This is a genomic window from Gracilimonas halophila (assembly GCF_042684365.1).
Classification (GTDB): Bacteria; Bacteroidota; Rhodothermia; order Balneolales; family Balneolaceae; genus Gracilimonas; species Gracilimonas halophila.
Map to the genome: position 1 here is coordinate 950,784 of NZ_JBHULI010000024.1, position 18,278 is coordinate 969,061.

Sequence of the window (18,278 nt, forward strand, 5' to 3'; positions counted from 1 at the left end):
CAATATTTCTTACGTCTTTTATCTAACGTCTTATATCTAAATCATTACTTAATCACCTTCCGCCCACGCCTCGACATCTTCCACCACTTCGGCAAATTCAATAGCATCACCGTTTTTACTGATGGTGGCTTCGTAATGCACCGGGCCTTCTTCATCCCTGCTGATAAGCAGTGAAGCCAGCTTGTTGGTGATGTTTTGCTGAATCACCCGCTTCAATGGACGAGCACCGTACACCGGATCATATCCTCGAACGGCCATCCAGTCTTTGACAGCATCCGGAATATCCAGCTTCACGTTATTCTTCTTGAGCAATTTATGGACTCTGCGGAGCTGAATATCCACGATCTCACGAATGTGCTGCTCACCCAGCGGATGAAATACAATGGTATCATCCACCCGGTTCAGGAATTCAGGTCGAATGGTCTGCTTCAACTGCTCGATCAGCTTGTTCTGAAGCTCTTCATACTTCTCGTCTGTCATATTACCGCCTGACTTCTCGATCTCATTGGAGATCAGGTGTGAACCTATGTTGGAGGTCATGATAATGATGGTATTCTTGAAGTCCACCGTTACCCCTTTATTATCGGTAAGGCGGCCTTCATCCAGTACCTGCAACAGAATGTTAAATACATCCGGATGGGCTTTCTCGATCTCATCCAACAAGATCACAGAGTAAGGATGTCGGCGGGCGGCTTCGGTTAGCTGTCCGCCTTCATCGTAGCCCACGTATCCGGGAGGAGCCCCAACCAAACGGCTGACGCTATGCTTTTCCATATACTCACTCATGTCAATACGGATCATGGCCTGCTCATCATTGAACAAGAAATCGGCCAATGAACGGGCCAGTTCGGTTTTACCCACCCCGGTTGAACCGAGGAAGAAGAACGAACCGATGGGTTTCTGTTCATCCTGCAGTCCCGCACGCGAACGGCGTACGGCATCGGATACAGCTTCAATGGCCTTGTCTTGTCCGATCACTCGTTTATGCAATTCATCTTCGAGATGAAGTAATTTCTTACGCTCACTTTGAAGCATCTTGCGAACGGGAATTCCTGTCCACCGTGCCACGATATCAGCGATATCTTCAGCATCTACTTCTTCTTTTAAGAGAGATTGATTTTCCTGCATCTCATCCAGTTTGTCCTGAGCTTCTTTCAGGTCCGTTTCAAGCTGGGCGATTGTGCCATATCGCAATTCAGCTACTTTTTCATAGTTCCCTTGCCGTTCTGCTTTATCAGCTTCATTTCTTGTAGTGTCGATCGCCTGTTTCAGCTCTCTCACTTTCTGAATGAGCTCACGTTCCTGTTCCCACTGTACACGCATAGACTTACGCTGCTCTTCAAGGTCAGCCAATTCTTTTTCTATCCCCTTCATTTTGGACTGATCTTTCTCACGCTTAAGTGCTTCACGCTCGATCTCAAGCTGACGAATTTGTCGTTCCAGAGCATCCAGTTCTTCGGGAAGAGAATCGATCTGTAATCGTAACCTTGATGCAGCCTCATCGATAAGGTCGATGGCTTTATCGGGCAGAAAACGATCGGCAATGTATCGGTGTGAAAGTTCGGCGGCTGCCACTACGGCCGCATCTGTAATTCGAACCCCATGGTGCATTTCATAACGCTCTTGCAACCCCCGGAGAATAGAAACGGTGTCTTCTACGGAAGGCTCTCCTACCAATACAGACTGTAGGCGGCGTTCAAGTGCTTTGTCTTTTTCAATGTATTTGCGGTATTCATCAAGTGTAGTTGCACCGATGGCGTGAAGTTCTCCGCGAGCAAGTGCGGGCTTCAGGATATTAGCAGCATCCATCGCTCCTTCAGTTGCACCGGCTCCCACCAGGGTGTGGATCTCATCAATAAATAATATGATCTCCCCATCTGAATCGGTTACATCCTTGACCACTGCTTTTAGGCGTTCCTCAAATTCACCCCGGAATTTAGTTCCTGCTACCAGTGATCCCATGTCCAGTGCTACTATACGTTTTGATTTAAGTCCCTCAGGTACATCTCCTCTTACAATCCTAAGTGCCATTCCTTCGGCAATGGCCGTTTTACCTACACCCGGCTCACCGATCAATACCGGATTGTTCTTGGTACGACGGGTCAGGATCTGCATCACGCGCCGGATCTCCTGGTCACGGCCAATCACCGGATCAAGCTTATTTTTCTCAGCCAGTTCATTCAGATCGCGGGCATATTTTTTGAGAGCTCCATAGCGGCTTTCGGCATTCGGGTCATCCACCGTTTGATTACCGCGAACATCTTTCAGAACCTTTAAAATATTTTCTTTTGTTACACCTTGATCTTTGAGCAAGTTGGCAACTTCACCTTTAATACTCGCCATGCCTATCAAAACATGCTCCGAGCTTATGTATTCATCGCCAAGTTTTGAGCCTTCTTTTTGAGCTACATCAAAGAGTTCTTTACTGTTGTTTGACAGGTACTGTCCTGAAACCGATGCGCCCTGAACTTTTGGAAGCCGCTCCAGGATGGAATCCACCACTTTAGCAATTGCAGAGGGGTTTGCTCCAAGCTTACTTAGAATAGTGTTTACGATACTCTCTTGATCACTTAAAAAAGCCTTTAAAATGTGAGCCGGTTCCACAGCCTGATTGTTACCACTTTGGGCAAGCTCCAGTGCTTTTTGAACAGCTTCCTGCGCTTTCAGTGTAAATTTGTTCATATTCATATTAAATCTCCTTTATTTATTTGTATTTAATATGACCAAAACCGTGCCTGTTCTTACATATTGACAGAATTTCAGTAATCAGAAGTTTATTTAATATAGTCTGAATTATGAATATGGTGTGAAACCCAAAATGAAGAGCATAAAAAAACCCCGAACTGTATCAGAGTTCAGGGTTTGGGTTTTTCGGGGTACAAAATCTTTAAATTTCTAATCCCTAAAATAAGAAATCTTTTAATTGATTCCCTGTAATTTTTAGTAAATAGTTCTGTAATCTATAGATTATATCGATCGAACTTATAGAAATAAACCTCGATCCGTATCAGGGACCAAGGTTTGGGTTTTCGGGGTACAAATTTCTTGTCTTAATTACTTATAGTTCAAAAGCTACATATTGTTCCGCATCGTTCCTAAGAACTGTCAACAAAATAACTTCATCTCCGGCTTCTATTGCTTTTTCGATTTCCGCATAAAACTCATCGGTTGTTTCAGTCTTAGTGCGTTTTACATTGGTAATGATATCATTACTTCTCAAGCCTCTTTCATAAGCATTACTGGATTGACTTATTTCCTGAACAATGATTCCTTCGATATCGTTGCCTATTCTGAACTGATTTCTGATATTTTGATTCAGATCCCGAACTGAGAAACCGAGACGTTCCTGAACATCCTCAGATTCAGTTTGATTTGCGGATGCAACCGGTCCTTCAGGGCGTTCTTCCAGGGTCACTTCCAGATTCATTTCTTCCTGATCGCGAATGATACCCAGATTGATGGTATCGCCCGGTTTCTTGGATGCAATGCTTGTTCTGAAGCTGTCCCAGTTTCTGATCTGATCATTATTCAGAGATACGATCACATCTTTAGTTTGCAATCCGGCTTTATCTGCAGGACCTCCTTCTTCAACCTGCCCAACAATTACACCTCGAACATTATCAAGACCAAGGGCACGAGCCATAGTTTGATCAACTTCGCCACCGAAAATCATTCCAAGATAACCTCGGCTAACTTCTCCATCTTCGATTAGATCATTCATAATACGTTCAGCAAGACTGATAGGAATCGCAAAACCAATCCCATCGTTACCACCTGACCTTGACGCGATAGCGGAGTTAATTCCGACCAATTGGCCATTCATATCGATCAATGCTCCACCGGAGTTTCCTGGGTTGATGGCGGCATCCGTTTGAATGTAGTCACCAAAAAGTGTCAGGTTGTTAAGTGATCTGCCCCGGGCACTTACTATACCCATTGAAACGGTATGTGCAAGATCTTCACTTAAAGGGCTTCCGATTGCCAATACAAACGACCCTACCTTCAGTGCATCACTGTCTCCCAATTCAACAGTTGGGATATTATCAATATCAACTTTTAGTACTGCGATATCTGTTTGAGGGTCAGTTCCAACCAGCTCGGCAGTAACTTCATTTCCATTATACAAGCGCACATTGATCTCATCTGTTTCAGCGATCACATGATTATTAGTGAGTATATATCCCTCTTCAGATACAATCACACCGGATCCTAATCCACGCTGTACTCGTTCCTGGGTTTCACTATCCCCTCTAGGCATTCCAAAGAATTGCGAAAAGGGATTTACCACTCGAACTTCCTGTGTTTTTTTGGTAGTAATAGTTACAACAGCCGGGTTTGTTTTTTCAGCTATATCAACAATAGCATCATTAAAATCCTTGAGTGAGGTGGCCGGTCGGTTTTCTGCAGACTCAATCTTATCAATATTTTTTGTTTCGGCAGAAAGGGAAATAGAGTCACTATCCGTAGCCCAGTTAAATCCTAAAAGAACAATAACTGCAGCGGCTACCCCAAATATATTTCTTACTGTAGTATTCATATTTTTCTATGCTTTTTTGTATTTGATGTTTGCGGTTCTACAACGCATGAAATTTTGAAAATTGTGTATTCCCACAAACCTTTACATTCATTTCATTAATAATAAGAAACCGGAGCCCTGTTCAAGGAGCTCCGGTCCTCTTAACCAATCGATCAAGCTTAGTTTATCTTGATCTGCTTCTTAACCTTTTCTTCTCTTTTTGCAATGGTGATATTGAGAATACCATTCTCATATTTTGCTTCAATGCTTTCTTCATCAATGCTATCCGGAAGCTGGAAAGAGCGGTTGAATGAACCAAACTTTGATTCTACACGATGGTAGTTCTTCCCTTCTTCTTCCTGTTCTAATTTACGTTCACCGCTAATTGAGAGGCGACCGTTATCGAGATCTACATTAATATCCTCTTTATTCATGCCCGGCAGTGCCACAGATACTTCAAATTCTGTTTCAGTTTCAGAAATATCTACACTTGGCATAAATGAATCTCTGTGATAGTTGAGGGATTCATTGAAGAATTCATCAAGAACGTCACTGAAATTCTTGGAATGCAGATCAACATTGGGTCGGGAATATTTGATAAGTGCCATAATGAACCTCTTTATTTAATTTGTTTTTATGATTCACCATTACTTATACAAGCTTCATACCATCAAAAAAAGAGCACCCCTAATCTGACAGACGGACAATATCAGCCTGTTGAAATTTCAGTCCAATTATAAAGAGAAGAAATGTTGACAGTCCGCAGTAGCAGGTCTGTCAGTTCACATACAAACTTGGCAGACATTCAGGTTTTAGGTGTTAGACGAAAGGTGTTAGGGATATTCTTACACCTAACACCTCGCCACTAAAACCTATATTAAGAATAGCTTTTTTTCCATTCACGGGCTACGAGAAATGCCATCTCCAGGCTTTGCTCATAATTTAGGCGTGGATCGCAGAAGGTTTCGTAGTTTCGATTGAGTTCATCTTCTTCCAATCCTTTAGCTCCACCTACGCATTCGGTTACATTATCACCTGTTAGCTCCAGGTGAACACCGCCAAGATAACTTCCTTCCGAACGATGAATCGCAAAGGCAGAGCGAACCTCACTAATAATGTCATCAAAATTGCGGGTTTTAATTCCGCCATCAGTACTAAAGGTATTTCCATGCATGGGATCGGAACTCCATACCACCGGAAAACCCTCGCGCCTTACAGCCTGAATCAATTTAGGTAGCTCTTCCTCTACGATGTCTTTCCCAAAACGAGTGATAAGCACGATCTTACCTGCCTCATGACTTGGATTTAAAGTCTCTATCAATTTCAGAGTTTCATCAATCTCATAAGGTGGCCCAATTTTTATACCCACAGGATTATTGATCCCTTTGAAGTATTCAACGTGTGCTCCGTCCAGTTCACGGGTTCGGTTCCCTAACCATACCATGTGTGCACTTAAATTAAAATGACCACTTTTACGAGGAACAGGGCGGGTTTGTGCAGAATCATAATAGAGATTCAACGCTTCATGAGAAGTATAGAAATCCACTTTTTGAAGTGTTGTAAAAGTGTCGGGCGCTATAGCCTCCACAAAACGAACAGCCTTCGTTATCGAATTCACCATTTCCTCATACTCGGCATAATATTCGTTATTACGCATGAAATCGAGCTCCCATTGTTCCGGGTGATGCAAGTCTGCAAAACCTTCATCTGCCAACGCTCTCAGGAAATTCAATGTAAGACCGGCTTTATGATAGCCCTCGACCAATCGGTCCGGATCCGGCATTCTTATTCCTGACTCAGATTCGAATCCATTGATAAGATCCCCGCGATAATTGTGGATCTCTTCGCCGTTTACCATTTCAAAGTCACTGGATCTTGGTTTGGCATATTGCCCGGCAATTCTACCCACACGCAATACAGGAGCTCCCATTTCATGGATGAGGATGAAACTCATCTGCAGCAACACCTTTACCATATTCACGATCTTCGGAGCTTTGGTTGCATCAAAACTTTCCGCACAATCACCTCCTTGCAAAAGAAATGCTCTGCCAGCAGCAACATCAGCAAGTTTGGTTTTTAAAGCCTCAATTTCCCAGGATGTAACCAATGGGGGTAAAGATTTTAAAGTCTGGTAACTTTCCTCTAATTTTGTTTGATTAGGATATACCGGAAGCTGCTTTACCGGTTTATCTTTCCAGGAAGTTGGGGACCAATTTTTATGTGCTACTTCTTGCATAGGATTTTTTTCTTAATGAAGCCTAAAACTATTGGTTTTTCGGGGTTAATGCTCAAATTTCTTACACATTGTAACAATCAATGAAATATATTAGGGTCGAATTTTAAAAATCACACTATGTTAGAAACAAAGCCGCGCATTTTAGTTGTGGATGATCACCCTGCGCTTGTAACACTTACAAGGCATAAATTAATTCAAAAGGGTTACGAAGTACTTACTGCTCAAAATGGCCAAGATGCCCTTGAATTATCGCGAACAGAATATCCTGACCTCATTTTAAGTGATGTGGATATGCCTGTCATGACTGGGTTTGAGCTTTGCGAACATATCAAAAAAGATTCGCGCCTCAATAAGATCCCTATCATTCTGGTTACATCGATGGTTACCACGGATTACATAATGAAAGGTATAGAGGCCGGGGCCGACAATTATCTTACAAAACCATATGACGACGAAACCCTCTACTCAAAAATCGAACACCTGTTGATCAATCCTCCGGTTCCTGCAAATGAAACGGAAACAGTAAAGTTAAATATTGAAGGAAAAACGTACAACGTTCAAGCCAATTACTCTCACCTCGTTAACTTGTTGATCTCTACCTATAAAAACACACTGGCTCAGAATAATCAACTGAGTAAAATGCAAAGTGGATTGAATGCAGCAAACAAGGAGCTCCAACTTACCAAGCAAGAACACGAAGAGCTTATTCATAATATCTTTCCGGAGAAAATTGCGGAAAATCTCCTTGCTTACGGAACCGTAACTCCCGAAAGGTATCAGGACTCAACGATCATGTTTACAGATTTCGAGGGGTTCACTAAAGTTGTACCTCAGCTTAAACCGGAGAAGCTCATTGAAAGCCTCTCTTTTTATTTTGACGAATTTGATGATATCACCGCCAAGCATAACATGATCAAGATCAAAACCATTGGCGACAGCTATATGGCTGCCGGCGGACTTCCGAATCGAAATTATACCCATCCGGTTGATGCTATATTGGCCGCTTTGAAGATCACTGATTTTGTGCGTAGTTACGGAGAGCGGAATCACAATAACGAAACCCCTTATCTTCCGATCCGCATCGGCATCCACACCGGAAAAGCCGTAGTTGGAGTGATCGGCAAGAAACGCTTCGCATATGATATCTGGGGTGAGACCGTAAACCTTGCTGCCAGACTTGAACAGCACTCCGGAAAGAATGCCATCAACATTTCTGAAACCACTTATATGCGCGTTAAAGATTTCTTTGAATGTGAAAGTCGTGGTGATGTAAACACCAAATATACCGGCAAGATCCCAATGTATTTCGTAAAGCGCATCAAACCGGAGCTTTCGGAGGATGAAGAAGGATTATTCCCAAACCGACTTTTTATTCGCGAATATAACGGTATGGCCAGAAAGCATAACACCGAAGAGTGATCTTAGTTCTTTAGTTACATACTTTATTCTGAATAATTAAATACTAATTCTCATAGCTACCATGAAGAAAGTACTCCTTACTATTACCTTCACTTTAATTTCCTTTTTACTTTTTGCTCAAACCACTACCAAATACAAGATCTCATTCGATAATGCTGTTCATCATGAAGCAGAGGTCTCTATTACCTATACAAATCTTGAGAAAAAAGTACTTGAGGTAAGAATGAGCCGTACCTCGCCCGGAAGATACGCCCTTCACGAATTTGCTAAAAATGTATATGGAGTGAAGGCTACCGATGGCAATGGCAATGAACTTGAGATCACCCGACCTGATCCCCACCAATGGAACATAAGCGGGCATGATGGAACTGTTGTTTTTGAGTATACGCTTTTTGCTAACCGGGGTGACGGTACTTACTCTCAGGTCGATGAAACCCATGCTCACCTTAATATGCCGGCAACATTTGCCTGGGCTCGTGATTATGAACACCGTCCCATAGAGATCGAATTTGATATACGTGAAGACCTAAACTGGAAGATTGCGACTCAGTTAAAACCCCTTGGTGACAATATTTTCTATGCTGGTGATCTTTATTACTTCCTCGATAGTCCCGTAGAAATTGCTGATTTCCATGAGCGCCAGGAATCTGTTGATGGCCAGCTTATAAAAATGGCCCTACACACTCCGGCAACCGACTCCGAAGTAGATGAATATTTCGCGAAAGTGATGGCAATCGTAAATGCCCAAAGAGATGTTTTCGGCGAACTGCCTGAATTTGACTATGATGAATATGTATTCCTTAATTGCTTTATGCCTAATGCCAGCGGTGATGGTATGGAGCATCGTAATTCTACCATCGTCACAAACTCCAAACCACTGGATGAACCACTCGGTGAAACCAGTATCGGGACTGTCTCCCATGAATTCATTCATGTTTGGAATGTAGAGCGCATCCGGCCGGCCAGCCTCGAACCCTTTGATTTCGAAGAAGCTAACATGAGCGGTGAGCTTTGGTTTGCCGAAGGCTTCACCAGCTATTATACCAATTTGATCTTAGCAAGAGCTGGGATCCGAACAGAAACTGAATATGTAGAAGGACTTGCCGGAGGACTCAATTATGTTTTCAATCATCCCGGACGCCGATATTTTAGTCCGGTTGAAATGAGCTACCAGGCTCCCTTTGTAGATGCCGCTCGCTCTGTAGATCCGGTGAACCGGGAAAACACCTTTATCTCCTATTACACCTATGGTAGTGTATTGGGATTGGCACTCGACCTTTCTCTGCGAAATTTAGACGGAGACAAAAACCTGGACGACTTCATGAAATTGGTCTGGCAGGAATTTGGCAAAACAGAAGTACCCTATACCAACCGTGATATTGAAGCCACACTTGCACAATATGCCGGTAAAGACTTCGCCACCGAGTTTTTCAGCAAGTATATTTTTGACAGCCAGATGCCTGATTATGATCGGCTCTTTGAAAGCGTTGGGGTAGATTTCGGGAAAGCAAACCCCGGAAAAGCAAGTTTAGGCACAAATGTCCGCATTCAAAATGGGGTAGGAATCTTAACCTCGAATGCTATCAAAGACTCCCCGATCTATGAAGCAGGAATATCAGGAGCTGACGAGATCATTTCCATTGGAGGTATAAGACTGAGCACTGTTGAGAGTGTAGACGACATTTTAACAAACTATAAGCCTGGTGATGAGGTAGAGATCGTTTTTGATCGATGGGGAGAACAAAAAACTGCTGTTGTTACTTTAGGTGAAGATCAGCGTTATAAAACAAGCATTAGCAACTCTTCCCAAAGTGATCGCTCTAGCTGGATCCAAGCAAACTAATTTCATTTTTAAGCAAGGTTCAACAATCCAAACTAATTCCTCTTGAACCTTGCACCTAACACTTCAAACCTTTTATAAAAAGGAATGAAGCTTTTCCTTCAGCTGTTTTGTATTTTTCGAAGTTCTGAAATCTTAAAATCCGAGAGACTTTGCAGCATAACATTGTAGTACGCGGCGCCCGCGAACACAACCTCAAAAATATTGACATAGACATTCCCCGTGATCAGCTCGTGGTTATAACCGGACTCTCCGGTTCAGGAAAATCATCACTGGCTTTTGATACCATCTACGCTGAAGGTCAGCGCCGGTTTTTGGAATCCCTCTCCGCTTACGCGCGTCAGTTTCTCGGGATGATGGAAAGGCCAGCCGTAGATTTCATCGACGGCCTTTCACCTGTCATTTCCATTGATCAGAAAACAACCAACAGAAATCCTCGTTCAACGGTCGGCACGGTAACTGAGATCTATGATTTTCTGCGACTATTGTACGCCCGAATCGGCGTTCCCTATTCCTACAAAACAGGAAATAAGATGGAAAAGCAATCAGCCGATCAGGTTGTTGCTTCAATAATGGATATGCCTGAAGGAACCAAAGCCTATTGCCTGGCTCCTGTGGTACGCGGACGTAAAGGACATTATCGCGAGCTTTTTGAACAAACCATAAAGCAGGGATTTGTAAGTGCCCGTATTGACGGTGAGTTTCATGACCTCGAAAAAGATATGAAGCTGGATCGGTACAAGACACACAATATTGAAATTGTAGTAGATCGGTTTGTCATCTCTCAAAAAAGTGAAAAACGAATAGCTGAAAGTATCCGTCTCGCTCTTGAAATGGCGGATGGAAACGTGATCCTTGCCATTAAAGATGGTGATGAAGTATCAGACAAACTTTATTCCCAAAATCTTTTTGATCCTGAAAGCGGGATCGCCTACGAAGATCCTGCTCCTAACCTGTTCTCCTTTAATTCACCTTATGGAAATTGTAAAGAGTGTGAAGGGTTGGGATATACCTATGATGTAAGCTGGGACCTCCTCGTTCCGAATAAAGAACAGAGTATAGCCGACGGCGGGATTCGTTTTCTGGGTGCTCCACGAGATATTTTCGTCTTCAAACAACTCAAAGCCATTTTAGATTCTTTCGAACTGGATTTTGAAACTCCGTTTAAAAAATTCCCAGACGAAGCACTGGATATCATCATGCACGGCAGCGGGGATAAAAAATATTCCGTCAGCTATGACTTCAAAGATAATTCTGTTACCTACAAACATAAGTTTGAAGGACTGAGAAACACCATTATTGATCAGTATCATAACAGTAAATCCAATAAGCAGCGCGATAAGGCAAAGGCCTTTATGGACAAGGTTACCTGCCCCGAATGTAATGGAGGCCGGCTAAACAAAGAAGCGCTCTCTTATAAGATCGATGGGTTCAATATCCACGACCTCGTTCAAAAAGATATTCAGGATCTCCGTGATACACTCTACGGCATCACACTGAATGAAAGACAGCAAACCATCGGTAATCAGGTATTAAAGGAAATTAGGGATCGACTGGATTTTCTACTGAATGTGGGATTGACTTATTTGTCACTTGACCGTGAAGCTCAAACCTTGAGTGGAGGTGAAGCTCAGCGTATTCGCCTGGCAACTCAGATCGGAACGCAGTTAGTGGGAGTCCTCTATATATTGGATGAGCCTAGTATTGGCTTGCATCAACGCGATAACATCAAGCTCATCAAATCACTTGAAACTTTGCGGGATCTTGGAAACTCCGTGCTTGTTGTGGAGCATGACCGGGAGACCATAGAACATGCCGATTTTGTGGTGGATATGGGGCCAGGCGCCGGAGTGAATGGCGGACACATAGTAACTTCAGGAAAACCCGCCGAATTAGATCCCGAATCCGATACGGCCAAGTTCCTTAGAGATGAAGAAGTTGTAGCCATTCCTGAAAAAAGACGGAATGGAAATAAAAAATCCATCAAATTAAAGAACACGCGCGGACACAATCTGAAAAATCAGGATGCTGAAATTCCATTGGGGCGATTTATTTCAGTCACAGGAGTGAGTGGCAGCGGTAAGAGTTCCCTGATCAATCAGACATTGGTTCCGATCCTTTCCAACTATTTCTATAAATCGAAAACAGTACCTCTGCCCTACGATTCCATAGAAGGCATTGATAATGTTGACAAGATCATTTCTATCGACCAAAGTCCGATAGGCCGAACACCGCGATCAAACCCCGGCACATACACTAAAGTATTTGACCATATCCGGCGACTATTTGCAGAATTACCCGAATCCAAAATTCGCGGATATGATCAGGGGCGGTTTTCATTCAACGTAAAAGGCGGACGTTGTGAATCCTGTAATGGAGACGGTGTTCGAAAAATTGAAATGAATTTCCTTCCTGATGTATATGTAACCTGCGAAACCTGTAACGGAAAACGCTACAACCGCGAAACCCTTGAGATCTATTACAGAGGGAAAAATATCTCTGATGTACTCAAAATGCCTATCAGTCAGGCTGCCGAATTTTTTGATGCCCAGCCTGCCATCAGCCGAATTCTTGGAACCCTTAATGATGTAGGCCTGGGATACCTAACCATGGGGCAATCATCCACTACCCTTTCCGGAGGTGAAGCACAGCGTATCAAACTGGCTCGTGAACTCTCCAAAGTGGGAACCGGCGACACCTTATATGTAATGGATGAGCCAACCACGGGGCTTCATTTTCAGGATGTACGCATGCTGGTGGATGTAATACAACGCTTGGTTGATAAAGGAAATACCGTGATCGTGATCGAGCATAACCTCGACCTGATCAAGGCAGCCGACTGGATCATCGATCTTGGTCCTGAAGGTGGAGCCGGTGGCGGTGAGATCATAGCAACGGGCACACCTGAGCAAATAGCTGAAGTTGACATTTCGTACACCGGGAAGTTCTTGAAAGAGGAATTTTACCGACTGGAGAAGCAACCTGCGTAGTTCTTCACTTAGCCTTAATTCACTTCATCAATTGCCTTTCTTAAAACATCGGCGGAGTGCATAAAGCGTTCTTTCTCTTTTTCACTCATTTTAATTTCCACGATCTGCTCTACCCCATCTGAGGTAATTAGAGAAGGAAGTGAAATTGCTACATCCTCCAGTTCAAACGGCCCCTTTTGTACAGTTGATACCGTTACGATCCTTCGTTCGTTCCTCATGATCCATTTTAACAAGGTCGCCGTTACCAATCCGATGGCATGATTTGTAGCTCCTTTTCGCTTGATGATCTCATATGCTGCTTTCTGTACTTTTTCACTGATCTCCTGTTCATATTCCGGCTTCCACATATCCCACTTTCGCAGATACTCTCCGCCTATATCAGCTCCCGACCACAGCACAACTTCACTGTCGCCATGTTCCCCAACCACATAGGCATGAATACTTTTCGGGTCGATACTTATTTTAGTGCCTATCATATCACGCAGCCTGGCAGTATCTAAAAATGTACCGGTCCCGATCACTTTGTGTTTTGGAATACCTGTAAATTTCTGATAGTAATAAGTGAGCACATCAACAGGATTGGATACAATCACCAATATTCCTTTATATCCTTTTAGCTTCTCGGAGATATCCTTAGCTATTTTGATGTTATCATTAAGGAGATCCAGACGGGTTTCGTCTCCGCTTCCCCCACGCCCGGCTGTAATAACAATGGCTTCACAGTCCAGCATCTCCTCTACTTCCACTGCCCGAACTTTTGCACTGGGATAAAATGAAGAACCATGATTCAGATCCATAGCTTCGCCTTCAGCAATTTCCTTTTTCACATCATTGACAAGTAAATCTTTAGAGATGCCCCGGTTCAATATGCTGATGGCTGTACTGGCTCCAACCCATCCCATTCCAATTATACCAATTGAGCTTTTCATCCTGATGATACTCCAATAGTTTAAATTTATCAATTATAAGGATTATCGTCCTAATACGCTTTTCCTGCTATATTTTATCCCTATTGATGATATCATATTCGATTCATTCTGTAAAAAGCCCGTCATTAGCCTATACTTCATAAAAAAACTTGTAATTACTATTTAGCTAAATAACAAACAAGGCATTATATAATTGAGTCTTATATCAAAAATATTCGCCTTTTCTATAGTAGTGTTAATTTTTTTTGTATATTTAGTATGACTAAGTCCACCCAAACTTAGTTATATGGTTAATACCTAACTTGTACCTAAAAAGAGAGAAGCTAAAGCTTTTCTCTTTTTTTTATACCACGCTTATTGTATAACATTGAAATTAGTTTAGAACCTTATTCTCTATTCAATAGTTCATTTCTAATTTTTACAAATTTCTAATCTGAATATTGGGTCATTTTATGCAAAAAATAGCCCTTAATTGAATTTAATGATGAAAAAATAAGACACTTCCTTTAGGTTAAATTCTGCTAGCTATTTGTCCTAAGTACACTATAGTAAAAATGTTGCAGATATTGGTCAATTATTCAAACAAACAATGAGCGAAAGCACGTCAGGCTATTTAAATGACTTCCACCAGATATTAGTTGTTGATGATGATGATTTAGTTCTTCAGTCTATCACTGATGTATTAGGTGATGCCGGTTACCTTGTTCACACGGCAAAAAATGGCACTGAAGCTTTAAATAAAATCAATGACCCAAAAACCCATTATGATTTGGTCATAAGTGACATTGCCATGCCCAATCTCTCCGGCTTTGATTTACTTAAAAAAGCTAATTCTAGTCCTAATAGATATTACATTCCATTTATACTTCTTTCAGCCAATAATAATAAAGAGTTTGTTAAAAAAGGGTTCAAGAATGGGGCTGTTGAGTTTTTAGACAAACCATTTAACAATGCTGAACTTCTTAAAAGTATAGATGATGTTCTAATTAATGAACAAGCAACAAATAATAGGAATGTGGCGCGAATTAAAAAACTGAATGGATTGCAAGATACCATTCAAAAGCTTAACCATTTAAATTCTCATAAATTAAGGCACAGTAACTCAAAAGTACTGCATATAATTGAAATGGTAAAGCATGACCAACTTGACATCGAAAAAGCCTTTGATCTTATTGGTGAAATGGGTATTGAAATTGACCAGTACAGTAAAAAAATTCAAAAAATCATGGATGACAGATTAGAAAAACTAAAACAGAAATTATCCCTTATAAAAATAGATCGTAAATCAATATTATGGTTTATTGACGATGATGAATTAACAAATATACTTCATTCGCGAATAATGGAACTATTACTAAATATTCATATTCATACTTTTTTAGATCCAAAAGAGGCTGTTGAACAATTAGAACAATCAAACAGACCTCCTGATGTGATTTTTTTAGATTTGAATATGCCCGGAATCTCAGGCTTTGATTTCTTAGACATAATGAAAGAGAAAAATTTCAACATACCGGTTGTCATATTAAGCTCTTCTATTCAAAAATCAGATATCGATAGATCTTTATTGTATGACAATGTTGTCACCTACTTGAATAAACCATTAAATAAAAAGACATTAACGTTATTGACGAATGAGTAGTAAAATATTAATAATAGACGATAATACTGATTTTGCTGAGTCCATTGCTGATGTTCTTAAGATGAGTGGCTATGAAACTGAAATTGCATCAAATGGTAAAGAAGCCTTAAAGAAGATTTGGCTAAACAAGTACAACCTTATTTTATTGGATATTAACATGCCTGAAATGAGCGGCAAAGGCTTCATGGAAAAATTAAATCAGCAAAAATATTCAATGCCTACTATCGTGGTTTCCGGAATGGATATCAATGAAATAAAAAACTACTTCTTCGAGCAGGGTGCTATTAGCTATTTGAAAAAACCCTTCAATAATAGCACTCTGATAAGTTTGGTAAAAAATACGTTAAATCTGACTAATAGAATCTCCATCGACAAAAAATCCTCCGATCTTGGCATTTCAGTCAATGATCTCATTCAAAATTATCATTCACTAGGAATAGAAGATCAAGAATTCATTGATGATCTATTAAAGATCGTACACAAACACATGTTGAATAATCAATTCAGTGTAAAGTTTGTTTCAGAAAAAATTAGTTATTCAAGACGTCAGTTCAATAGAAAGGTTAAAAAGTATTTTAATAAAACACCCCATGAGGTTCTTTCTATTCTTCGTTTCAAAATGATCCATAATCTTATCGTTAATAATGATCTTAGTCTGTCGGAAGTCAGTGAAAAATTAGGCTTCAGTTCATCTTATTACTTCAAAAAGCTTTACGAGAAATATATAAATCAATCATAATTTGATGAATCGATCACTTAAAAATTACCTTAAGGCAATTCATCATCTAAGCAGTGTGATCAATGATCTACATAATGTTCAAGACATTGCCCATGCTGTGACCAATAATGTTATTAATCTTTTAGGGTACGAAGATTGCATTATCTATACCGTTAATGAAAATGAGTCAACTCTTCAGCAAATCGCTGCTTATGGTCCAAAAGCAGCTAATGAGAACACCGTTAACGATCCCTTAAGTATTCCTATAGGATCTAATGTTGTGGGCAAGGTAGCTCAAACAGGAGAACCAATAATTATACATGACACTGATGAAGTCGAAGACTACCTGGTTGATGATAAAAAAAGGCACTCAGAAATCACGGTCCCGATTAAGGTAAATAGCAAGGTCATAGGGATCATTGATTCTGAAAACAGCCGAAAAAACTTTTACACTGAATCAGATCTTATTACACTTACCACCATAGCAAACTTAATATCTTTAAAACTTGATAAAGCTCTTCAAAGCCAAAGATCTGCTAAAGACATTCTGGAATTACAAGAGATTCTGAAACTGATGCTAAGTCATTCAAAGAGTGCTATTATGATGGAAGATTGGGATCAAAAAATCCTTACCGTTAACCAAGCCTTTTGTGATGCTTTTGATGAAAACCTAACCCCTTATGACTTTGAGGGACTATCCACTTTAGATTTTGCTGACAAATTAAGTGAGACATTTCTAGAAAAGGATGCATTTATTGAAAGAATTAAACAATTGAAATCAGATAATGAAATGGTACTTAACGAACAGATTAAAACCAGAAACGATAAATATTACTCAAGAGATTTTATCCCGGTTAAAATTAATAACAAAACAAAAGGCTATTACTGGCAATACAATGATATTACCGATACTATCAAAAGTAAAAATATGGTAGAAAGATCACTTAATCTGGAAAAAAAAAATAACCTCCTGAACAAAAACCTCATATCTATTGCTTCACATGAGCTCAGAACACCAATAACGAGTATAAAATCAACTATTGATCTCGTTTTGTCGAATGCATACAAGTATAACAAAGAACAAATAATCCATAGATTAGACCGCATTAAAAGAGCCTCTGACAACATGAGCCTCCTCCTTGATGATATTATGACACTTGGAAAGCTTGATAATTTTGAACTTAAAGATCACGAAGAAATCAGCATTACGCTTGATGATCTAAAAGATATAATCAAAGGTATAAATGAAGACCATATGCCTAATAGGAAAGTAATAATTCAGGACACCGGTTGTAAGAGTTTATCATTTACAACCTATAAAAATAAGCTCTATCTCATAATTAAGAACCTTCTATCTAATGCTGACAAGTATTCGAATCCAGAATTACCTATACAGGTTTCTATTAATACAAAATCCAGTCGAGTTGAAATTTCCATTTCAGATAAAGGTATTGGAATACCAAAAGATCAACAAGATAAGATTTTTCGATCTTTTACCCGTGGGTCTAATGTGGCAGAAACGAAGGGTACAGGATTAGGACTAGCTATTGTAAAAAGATCATTGGATATACTCAACGGTACTATGTCAATAAAGTCGTCACTAAATAAAGGTACTAAGGTAATATTAAATCTACCTATTGAATAGGCCGAATGCTATAGTTCATGTATTCATTTTACGACTACATGAGTACACTTCCTTCAACCCTCATAGTTAGCTTGGAAATATACAGGTACTTGCCAGAAAAGTGTGTCTGTAGGTAGAATAAAAAAGTCTTCTTGTGTAGGTTTGGCAGCGTCCAAACCAACCAAGAACCCAAAACACAAGAAGATCCCCAGACACACTAATTGGGTAAGTACCGACTAAGAAGTATTATTCGTTTTTCAATCATGCCTCAGAAAGGATTCTAAAATTCTGACTAATACAGATAAATTATTTTTTACGGACACCAAACCGTAACGTCTCATGCAGACTATTTCCCTTGTCTGCA

At 40.5% G+C, this 18,278-nt stretch carries 11 protein-coding genes; 6 read left to right on the plus strand and 5 right to left on the minus strand.

Features of this window, described 5'->3' with window-relative positions; all coding sequences use genetic code 11:
* Positions 1–48: 48 nt before the first annotated feature.
* The 4 genes from clpB to ACFSVN_RS10660 all read right to left on the minus strand — a co-directional run bounded on the left by clpB (position 49) and on the right by ACFSVN_RS10660 (position 6,752).
* Positions 49–2,688, minus strand: a complete 2,640-nt coding sequence (clpB, locus tag ACFSVN_RS10645; RefSeq protein ID WP_390302223.1) for an ATP-dependent chaperone ClpB — start codon at positions 2,686–2,688, stop codon at positions 49–51.
* Between the two features lie 370 nt (positions 2,689–3,058).
* Positions 3,059–4,537, minus strand: a complete 1,479-nt coding sequence (locus ACFSVN_RS10650; RefSeq protein WP_390302227.1) for a Do family serine endopeptidase — start codon at positions 4,535–4,537, stop codon at positions 3,059–3,061.
* A 158-nt stretch (positions 4,538–4,695) separates the two neighbouring features.
* Positions 4,696–5,124: an Hsp20/alpha crystallin family protein gene (locus ACFSVN_RS10655; protein ID WP_390302230.1), complete on the minus strand. Its 429-nt coding sequence runs from the start codon at positions 5,122–5,124 to the stop codon at positions 4,696–4,698.
* 269 nt (positions 5,125–5,393) lie between these two features.
* Positions 5,394–6,752, minus strand: a complete 1,359-nt coding sequence (locus ACFSVN_RS10660; protein WP_390302233.1) for a class II 3-deoxy-7-phosphoheptulonate synthase — start codon at positions 6,750–6,752, stop codon at positions 5,394–5,396.
* A 117-nt stretch (positions 6,753–6,869) separates the two neighbouring features.
* Between ACFSVN_RS10660 and ACFSVN_RS10665 the strand changes: the two genes are divergently transcribed.
* The 3 genes from ACFSVN_RS10665 to uvrA all read left to right on the plus strand — a co-directional run bounded on the left by ACFSVN_RS10665 (position 6,870) and on the right by uvrA (position 13,001).
* On the plus strand, positions 6,870–8,171 hold the full coding sequence (locus ACFSVN_RS10665; RefSeq protein WP_390302236.1) for an adenylate/guanylate cyclase domain-containing protein: 1,302 nt from the start codon (positions 6,870–6,872) through the stop codon (positions 8,169–8,171).
* Positions 8,172–8,232: 61 nt separating this feature from the next.
* Positions 8,233–10,014, plus strand: a complete 1,782-nt coding sequence (locus tag ACFSVN_RS10670) for a M61 family metallopeptidase (RefSeq protein WP_390302239.1) — start codon at positions 8,233–8,235, stop codon at positions 10,012–10,014.
* A 149-nt stretch (positions 10,015–10,163) separates the two neighbouring features.
* Entirely contained in the window at positions 10,164–13,001 is a 2,838-nt protein-coding gene (gene uvrA / locus ACFSVN_RS10675) for an excinuclease ABC subunit UvrA (protein WP_390302242.1), read from the plus strand.
* 14 nt (positions 13,002–13,015) lie between these two features.
* Here the strand turns inward: uvrA and ACFSVN_RS10680 are convergent, their stop codons facing one another.
* Entirely contained in the window at positions 13,016–13,930 is a 915-nt protein-coding gene (locus ACFSVN_RS10680; RefSeq protein ID WP_390302245.1) for an L-lactate dehydrogenase, read from the minus strand.
* 589 nt (positions 13,931–14,519) lie between these two features.
* Here ACFSVN_RS10680 and ACFSVN_RS10685 point away from each other — a divergent pair.
* From ACFSVN_RS10685 to ACFSVN_RS10695, 3 genes are read left to right on the plus strand one after another with little or no spacing between them, the layout of a single operon-like run.
* Positions 14,520–15,572: a response regulator gene (locus tag ACFSVN_RS10685; RefSeq protein WP_390302248.1), complete on the plus strand. Its 1,053-nt coding sequence runs from the start codon at positions 14,520–14,522 to the stop codon at positions 15,570–15,572.
* Positions 15,565–16,311 carry a response regulator gene (locus ACFSVN_RS10690; protein WP_390302251.1) on the plus strand — a complete coding sequence of 249 codons (747 nt, stop codon included), beginning with the start codon at positions 15,565–15,567 and terminating at the stop codon, positions 16,309–16,311. Before ACFSVN_RS10685 ends, ACFSVN_RS10690 begins: the two co-directional genes overlap by 8 nt.
* Before the next feature lie 55 nt (positions 16,312–16,366).
* Positions 16,367–17,935 (plus strand): GAF domain-containing sensor histidine kinase, encoded by a 1,569-nt coding sequence (locus tag ACFSVN_RS10695; protein ID WP_390302254.1) that lies wholly within the window; start codon positions 16,367–16,369, stop codon positions 17,933–17,935.
* Positions 17,936–18,278: the final 343 nt, after the last annotated feature.

Bases quoted from the DNA above. Each gene is read 5' to 3' on its own strand.
- ACFSVN_RS10660 (WP_390302233.1), bottom strand. From the start codon at position 6,752: ATGCAAGAAGTAGCACATAAAAATTGGTCCCCAACTTCCTGGAAAGAT.
- ACFSVN_RS10685 (WP_390302248.1), top strand. From the start codon at position 14,520: ATGAGCGAAAGCACGTCAGGCTATTTAAATGACTTCCACCAGATATTA.
- ACFSVN_RS10690 (WP_390302251.1), top strand. From the start codon at position 15,565: ATGAGTAGTAAAATATTAATAATAGACGATAATACTGATTTTGCTGAG.
- ACFSVN_RS10670 (WP_390302239.1), top strand. From the start codon at position 8,233: ATGAAGAAAGTACTCCTTACTATTACCTTCACTTTAATTTCCTTTTTA.
- ACFSVN_RS10680 (WP_390302245.1), bottom strand. From the start codon at position 13,930: ATGAAAAGCTCAATTGGTATAATTGGAATGGGATGGGTTGGAGCCAGT.
- ACFSVN_RS10650 (WP_390302227.1), bottom strand. From the start codon at position 4,537: ATGAATACTACAGTAAGAAATATATTTGGGGTAGCCGCTGCAGTTATT.
- clpB (WP_390302223.1), bottom strand. From the start codon at position 2,688: ATGAATATGAACAAATTTACACTGAAAGCGCAGGAAGCTGTTCAAAAA.
- ACFSVN_RS10655 (WP_390302230.1), bottom strand. From the start codon at position 5,124: ATGGCACTTATCAAATATTCCCGACCCAATGTTGATCTGCATTCCAAG.
- ACFSVN_RS10665 (WP_390302236.1), top strand. From the start codon at position 6,870: ATGTTAGAAACAAAGCCGCGCATTTTAGTTGTGGATGATCACCCTGCG.